Origin of the sequence: Rhodoferax ferrireducens, assembly GCF_003347515.1 — a bacterium.
In the GTDB taxonomy this organism is placed as follows: Bacteria; Pseudomonadota; Gammaproteobacteria; order Burkholderiales; family Burkholderiaceae_C; genus Rhodoferax.
This window is the reverse complement of sequence record NZ_QEII01000008.1, coordinates 1-311: the sequence shown is the minus strand read 5'-3', so window position 1 is coordinate 311 and position 311 is coordinate 1. Positions and strand designations below refer to the sequence as shown.

1 protein-coding gene is annotated in these 311 nt (G+C 50.8%); it reads right to left on the bottom strand.

The features are described 5' to 3' along the window. The coding region (locus tag C5P05_RS00025; protein ID WP_114967963.1) for a DUF2239 family protein at window positions 1-156 on the bottom strand (156 nt) is incomplete at its 3' end. Window positions 157-311 lie beyond the last annotated feature (155 nt).

The window sequence follows — 311 nt, the reverse complement described above, 5'->3', positions numbered from 1 at the left end:
AACTTGGCCAGTCTGGTCGCAGAAGGTCAGCAGCGGATTGGGTACGCCTGTCGCCAGGGCGTGTTTCACAGCCAATGCGTTGACCTTCAAGCTGCCAGAGGCAATTCGCTTGTGGCCGTTGAAGCTGGTGTAGGAAGGTGTAGCGGTATCAGTCACGGTGAGATTGGGCTTGAATTGGATGAGCCAATAATACCCGGGTTAAATTACCGTGTCAATAATACCCGGGTTAAATTTAAGCCATGGAACTTCTGTGACTGGAACATCGTTACTGCCATGGGTTGAAAGCCCAATTCGGCGAAAGTTGTCAAACG